Annotated in this window: 4 protein-coding genes and 1 pseudogene; all 5 read right to left on the bottom strand. The window is 44.5% G+C overall.

Annotation, left to right across the window (positions count from 1 at the left end):
• A pseudogene (locus tag BZG79_RS16705) lies at positions 1-709 on the bottom strand (IS3 family transposase); the annotation flags it as partial.
• A 104-nt stretch (positions 710-813) separates the two neighbouring features.
• Positions 814-1,713: a phosphoadenosine phosphosulfate reductase family protein gene (locus BZG79_RS10830; protein ID WP_077670076.1), complete on the bottom strand. Its 900-nt coding sequence runs from the start codon at positions 1,711-1,713 to the stop codon at positions 814-816.
• A 170-nt stretch (positions 1,714-1,883) separates the two neighbouring features.
• Positions 1,884-4,928, bottom strand: coding sequence for a hypothetical protein (locus BZG79_RS10825; protein ID WP_242414165.1), 3,045 nt, complete (start codon positions 4,926-4,928; stop codon positions 1,884-1,886).
• Between the two features lie 2 nt (positions 4,929-4,930).
• Entirely contained in the window at positions 4,931-5,593 is a 663-nt protein-coding gene (locus tag BZG79_RS10820; protein WP_277919403.1) for a DUF4007 family protein, read from the bottom strand.
• Positions 5,577-5,888, bottom strand: coding sequence for a DUF4007 family protein (locus tag BZG79_RS16910; RefSeq protein WP_277919399.1), 312 nt, complete (start codon positions 5,886-5,888; stop codon positions 5,577-5,579). The genes BZG79_RS10820 and BZG79_RS16910 overlap by 17 nt, the downstream gene beginning before the upstream one ends.
• Positions 5,889-6,019 lie beyond the last annotated feature (131 nt).

Here is a 6,019-nt window from a genome sequence, read left to right as displayed (position 1 = left end):
GTCCAGATGTATGTGACGTCACCACACCAAACTTGATTTGGTGCTTCAACGTTAAACTGTCGGTCTAAATGGTTTGGTATCTCAACATGTTCATCGCCTGTCTTCTTGTATGTATGGCTGGGTATTTGGCAGCTCACTAAACCAAGCTTCTCCATCAGTTTGCTGGCACGATAGCGGCTCAGCGGGACATCTTGATCCGTCGCCATTCGCGCAATACTACGCGCGCCAGCAGAGCCTTCATTGTCGCGAAAGAGCTTCTTGACCTTGGCTTCTTCCGTGACTTTTCGGGCACATATCGGCTTTTTTGAACGTTGTTGCCAGTGACGAAAGCTTCTGCGACGTACGCTAAATACCTGGCACAGCTTGTTAACTGGATAGCTCGTCTTGAGTTTCTCGATTATCGAGAATTGTTCAGAGAGTTGGACATCAAGAGAGCGGTAGCCTTTTTTAAAATGTCATTATGCTCCTCAAGGCGCGCCAGCTTTTTCTTTAGCTCCCGAATTTCAATTTGCTCTTGTGTGATGGGGGAAGCATGAGGCGTAACGCCTTGTTGCTCCTGTCTCAGTTGCCTTACCCACTTGTCCATGGTGGATTTGCCGACGCCCATGGCAGTAGCTGCTTCGATAATCGTGTAGTTTTGTTCGAGAACAAGCTCGGCGGCTTCACGTTTAAATTCCGGGCTGAAAGTACGTCTTGTGCGTTTGGTCATGGTTTCACCTGTCATGCTATGAGGCGTATCTTAACACCTCTAATCAGGTGGCCAAATTCACTATGCCACTACACATACAAAGCGCTTTTTTTCGCGGCTTTCACTTATTTGTAGCAAGTGATACAGGCGCCGCCGCCTTCTTCAAGGTCATACATTGCGTCCATATCTAACGTGTCGATGAGCATGCTGTCATCGACCATCGCATGCATACCTAAGCGGCGTTTTCTTTCACGTTGCTTTTTCTTTTCGAACCGAGCCTTTACCTTCTCGTGGTTTTCTTTGATTTGCTTTATACGCTCAGGGTCTTCTAGCGTTTCTAGCGGCTCATTAGGGCCCATCCAGAAGAAGGTTTCACCATTGGTACTGGTTTCTGCTCTTTTCTCGTAAGACTTGGCTTCCTCAAAGGCCTCTGGGTGCTCTTCACGCAGGCGTACCCATTCAATCTTGCGTTGGAAAAAGCAGAACGTACAGCCTGAGCGAGAACGCCAGTCATAGTATTTGGGTAAGCCTAGACCAGCACTATCGAGAATGTCGAGGACTCCCTGCTTTTTTATGCCGTCTTCTGCAAATGGCATTTTAATGGTGAGATACTTTTGGTTTTCATTAGGACGGTAGCCATCTCGCCATGGTTCATCTGCGCGAATACCGACATAAGAAATGACTTCATAGCCATCATTAAAAAAAGGTCGAATCCATTTTTCAAAAGGTTCGAGCTTCATGCGAATCGTACACCACCGTTGCTGACCAGCAGGTAGAAAATTATTGTGTTGCTCTAACCAATAATCGAAACCTTTTTTATCGTTGATGTGCAAAATTGGCTTACCTAGTACAATCTCAAGTTGTTCTAGGTATTCATAGACTTCTGGAAGTTCTTTGCCAGTATCGGTAAAGAAATACTCGATATCGAGTTCAGGATAGTTTCTAGCCATGTATACTGCGAGAGCAGCACTGTCTTTGCCTCCTGATAGGCCAAGGACATGTTTAACCTTACGTTGATCACTCATTAAAAAGACCTGCGTGCGTTAACTTTTCGCTTCGAGCGATTTCCTGAGTAGTTGTTGTAATAGATTGATTTTATGGAAATCGTCAAGTTCCGAGAGCTGATGTTCAATAGTACTCATAGTACTTTCCAGTTCTTCTGTTTCTACTGCTCTGATTTCTCGTTTGAACGATGTCAGTTTACCATCATCCCCTTCCAAAACGAGGGAGACATCATGCTTTCCAGCCATTGTAGCAGTCCGGTGTCACTTTTAGCGAGTTCGCGTGCGAACGCTTTTAAGCGCAAGTCGCCGGAATTCTGCTCGACATACTGGCACATATCTGCAAGCTCTTCGCCACTTTCTGGGAAAATGGTTTTCACCTTGGTTTTAATCGCTGCGAGCATTTGTTCGTGCTTTTGTCTCAATGCCCTAAAGCAGTCTTCTAATAAATCGATTTGACTCGTAAACTCATCAGCACCAAAGGCGATTAACTCTTTTCGTAAATCTTTGATGAGTAGTGTATGCGGGTCATTGGCTTGTAAAAATAGATCTCGGATTCTCAAGTAGACTCTGTTGCGCTCGTCGTTACCTGGGACAATATGGTGCGCATTTTTCACCCAGTGTGGAAGGTTGTGCATAGTCGTCACCAGCGGTGTCGCGACAGAAAGGATGTTATTGGAAACATCACGGTTCGTTTCGGACGCTGTAAAAACCGCTAGATGCTGCAACCACTCTTTCTCATCCTTCGCCAACACGATGTATTTGACGGCAAGAACGCCCGGGCTCTTTATCAGCTTGTGCACATAATCGCTGTCGGGTTCTGCAATGAAGGCAAATTCACCAGACATGTCTTTCTCGTAATAGGCGATTTGTTCGCCCATCGATTTCAAAAACGCGAGCAAAAAGATGGGAATGACACCCTTTGTCAAACCAAAAGGAGCGTTTGCCCAAAGCTCTGCGATTTCTGATAAATCGATCTCGCTGCCCTTGCGATCTTTTAGACGTTTTTCCGCAGCGGCGAATACGGCATTTAGCTTTTTGTCTGGATCACCTCTAGACCAATGCTTGCCCTTTTCACCACCAGCGGAGTGAATAGCGGTATTTTTTAAGCAGCTGATATACATTGATTTTTCAGGTGGAAAACCCTCAATACCTAAGTCCTCATGTTCGTCTTTATCAAGCATTGCTTCAAGCAACTTTTTCAAAGCAGAAACCGCCGTACCAGAAAGTTTGTTACGGTTAACGAGCTCATTAAGAATTCTAGGGGTTTGATGGAATATACTGTCAGCGGCAAAGGTGGCGATTTCACTCATCGTTTCTTTGCCATAGACCATTCCATTGTGTATCCATCGCGCATTGTTGAAGGCGGCAGTCAATGCCGCCTCTAAAGCCGATTGAGCGTTAAACGAGCGTGCTCTATGTTCTTCCCGAGCGACCTTGTCATGCGTCAGCGCTGCACCAGTGGCTTTGTCACTTTTAATGAGATCCAGCGCGTACTTTTCATTAGCTAAGCTTATAATTTCAAATGCATTAGGTGAACATGCGATAATCAACGACTTATCATTGCGTGTCAGCTCAAGTAGGCGGTCTTCTGGTTCTTCTTTTAGCAATAACAAGAAATTTGCAAACTCGCCACTTCGGGAACTAATAAGGGCCGGTATATCGATATAGCTGAGTTGCATCGCTACAGTTTGAGCAGCCCATCTCAGTGTACCAAATTCATGATAGTGACCTTTTGCAATGACTTGGGAACTAAAGTTAATACGCTCAACAGCTTCGTGGCTGTTGTGCAGTTGTTCTATTTTCTCTTCCACTAAGCCAGCAATATCGATATCTGAGCCTTCAAATACGACCCAAGACGATAAGTGCTTTCTAAAGACGATGCATGAGGCTTCTTTTAGCCGTTGTAAGCATCCTTTTAGCTGCTTTTTGTCGGTAATCTCCGTTGCGGTAAGAAGTATGCTTTCCGTCGCTGTTAAGTTAGCAGATTTACCGAACAAGGTAATTAATGAGATCGCTTTAAGCAATGCGATGCATTGTGGAGAAAAGTCTTGTTTGAGCGCTTTTCTTATCGCATCCGCCGCAGTTGCCCATCCATGCCCATCAGGGGAGCCCAATATTGCGTGCTCCATATTGGCTTCAAGATAATCCCAAAGATGGCTAAGGCTGTATCGAGCGTTTTGATCGCTTGTTTGTTGTAAGAAAAGTTGGAAGCTGAATTGCTCATACGAGTTCAAAAAGCTGAATGTACTGCGTTCGTTTTGACTAAAGCGCCTCTTGGCTATGGGCCCTAATAACAATGCTGTTAATGGGTGAAGTGGAACACATTGTTCTAGACGCGTGAGTAGCAACTCTTTACGCTGTTGTTTGTCGTCAAGAGCTGAGAGTACGCGTCGGACGAGCTCATCATCACCACTACAGTGTAATGACGTTTTTTTGATTGAGTTACTGATCAGCGCTACCGTTTCATCGGTCGATACATTGTACAGAATATCGCTGTAGCGGCCTTGAATTTTGGCCCATTCATCTTGTAGTTTAGTACCGCGTTCTTTTGCATACTCACTGAATGCTTGATGTAGCAAGCCCAAAAAAATGACTGGAATGTCAAGGCGAGAGAGCTCTTCAGCAATGTCTTGAAATAAATGTAAATCTCCCCCGTTTCGGTTGATGAACTCTAAGCTTTTCCCCATCTCATCGGCAATGATCAACACACCATCCACGTAAGGCGCTACATCATCAAAGAGGGCCTTCCAAGAGCTAATCAGTTCGCTATCACTCTCAACACTGGATTTACGATACTTATTAAGCACTTTGGCACTATTTGTCTTAGGGTGTTCCTCAAGCGCTCTCAGCGTGGCATTCCAAAAGGATTCGACAGGGCCACTGACGCCTCCTACTGAGCGTATTTGTAGCCACCCCTTTTGGTATGGTGTGCTCTGTTCTAATAGCAATTTTGATTCTGTATTAATGGTATTAATTGCAGCACCACGGTTAGCTGAGTCAGCATGTAATAGACCGGCCATGAGCAGCGCAACTGTCGATTTACCGGAGCCGTAAGCGCCTGTTAATGTGTAAGCGCTTTGTCCGGTTTGGCCGTATTGGCGAAGGAGCGTTTCTAAAGAAGCTTGTGCTGTACCGTGGTAAACTAAGCCAGGAAAGAAGTCTGCGCTCAAGTCACTATCGATACGGGTAGAACGTTGGTGGCGTGTAGCGATAGAGTATTGTTTATTGAGAGTCACGCTTACTTTTCCTCTGGTTGGTAGTATTGTTTAAGGTATAGACTTGGATCTATGCTATCGATGCTGCTAAAAGAGTGCTGCACTTGTCTCAAGCCTTGAGTATCGGTCCAAGCAAATTTGCCGTTAGTGAGCGTTTCTACTTGATCCAGCTTGTCACTCAGCCCTGCGGAAGATAGGCGAAATACGCGTCCCGGGGAGCCTACGTCATTTAACAATGCGTCAAAAGATAAGGTATTGACCTTGCTAATCTTATGTTTTTTCTGCATATAATCAATGAGTGCATAGGCGAAAATTTCGACAGGCAAAGATGGACGTCGGGTAAGATCCGCAATGTAGCTTTTAGCGCCCTCCTGTTTTAATAAACCGAGTTCCGTAAACGGAGAGGCAAAGCTGTCTTCGTTGACTTTGTTGGTCTGCAACGATTTGCGTGCATACATTTGTAAAAGACAATCAATGTCTTTGTTTAGCGTTGCTTGTGTGAGTTCTTTTTCGTGATTCGCCAATGCGTCTTTGATTTCAATCGCCAAAGAGTCTTTCTTTAGTTTTATTCCATTGAAATAATTGAAGAAAAACCTAGAGGCATTAAGCTCATCTTTAGTAGGCCCGATAGATTGTAGTAACCAATGCAGGAGCCAAGTTGTGCCTATTTTATCGANGGTATTCATCATACGCGGTATGACCGTTTTTGTGCGTAAACAGCTGCTCAGCGAGCGATGTTAGTTGATAAGTCTGTTTTTTGTTATCGATACAAATCACCAAGTTCAGCGCTCGGATCCAGTGTCGAACAGACAACACCATGTTTTTACCCATGCCCATCGACTGCATCTGTTGTTCGATGTTCGACTTACTAGAAAGGGACTCACCTTTTACAACTTCTTGAATGATCTTGTAAATCCACCCATAACGGATAGGGAAAGTTTGATGTCCGGAGAATTTCAGTGTCGTAGATTCGATGTTCAATGTGCTTACCTTGCTGAATTGGAGATTTTATCCAAACAAAGAAGTTATTGTATCAGAAGGTTATTGTATCGAATAGATATAATGCGTGATCTTTGTGGCTGGGGTGATAATATGTTTATGCTAAATTATTG

Origin of the sequence: Salinivibrio sp. MA427, from assembly GCF_001996115.1 — a bacterium.
Classification (GTDB): domain Bacteria; phylum Pseudomonadota; class Gammaproteobacteria; order Enterobacterales; family Vibrionaceae; genus Salinivibrio; species Salinivibrio costicola.
The sequence above is the reverse complement of the archived record's forward strand: the minus strand, read 5'-3'. Positions and strand labels throughout refer to the sequence as shown.

Coding starts and splice junctions, on each gene's coding strand:
- BZG79_RS10830 (WP_077670076.1), bottom strand. CDS start 1,713: ATGAGTGATCAACGTAAGGTTAAACATGTCCTTGGCCTATCAGGAGGC.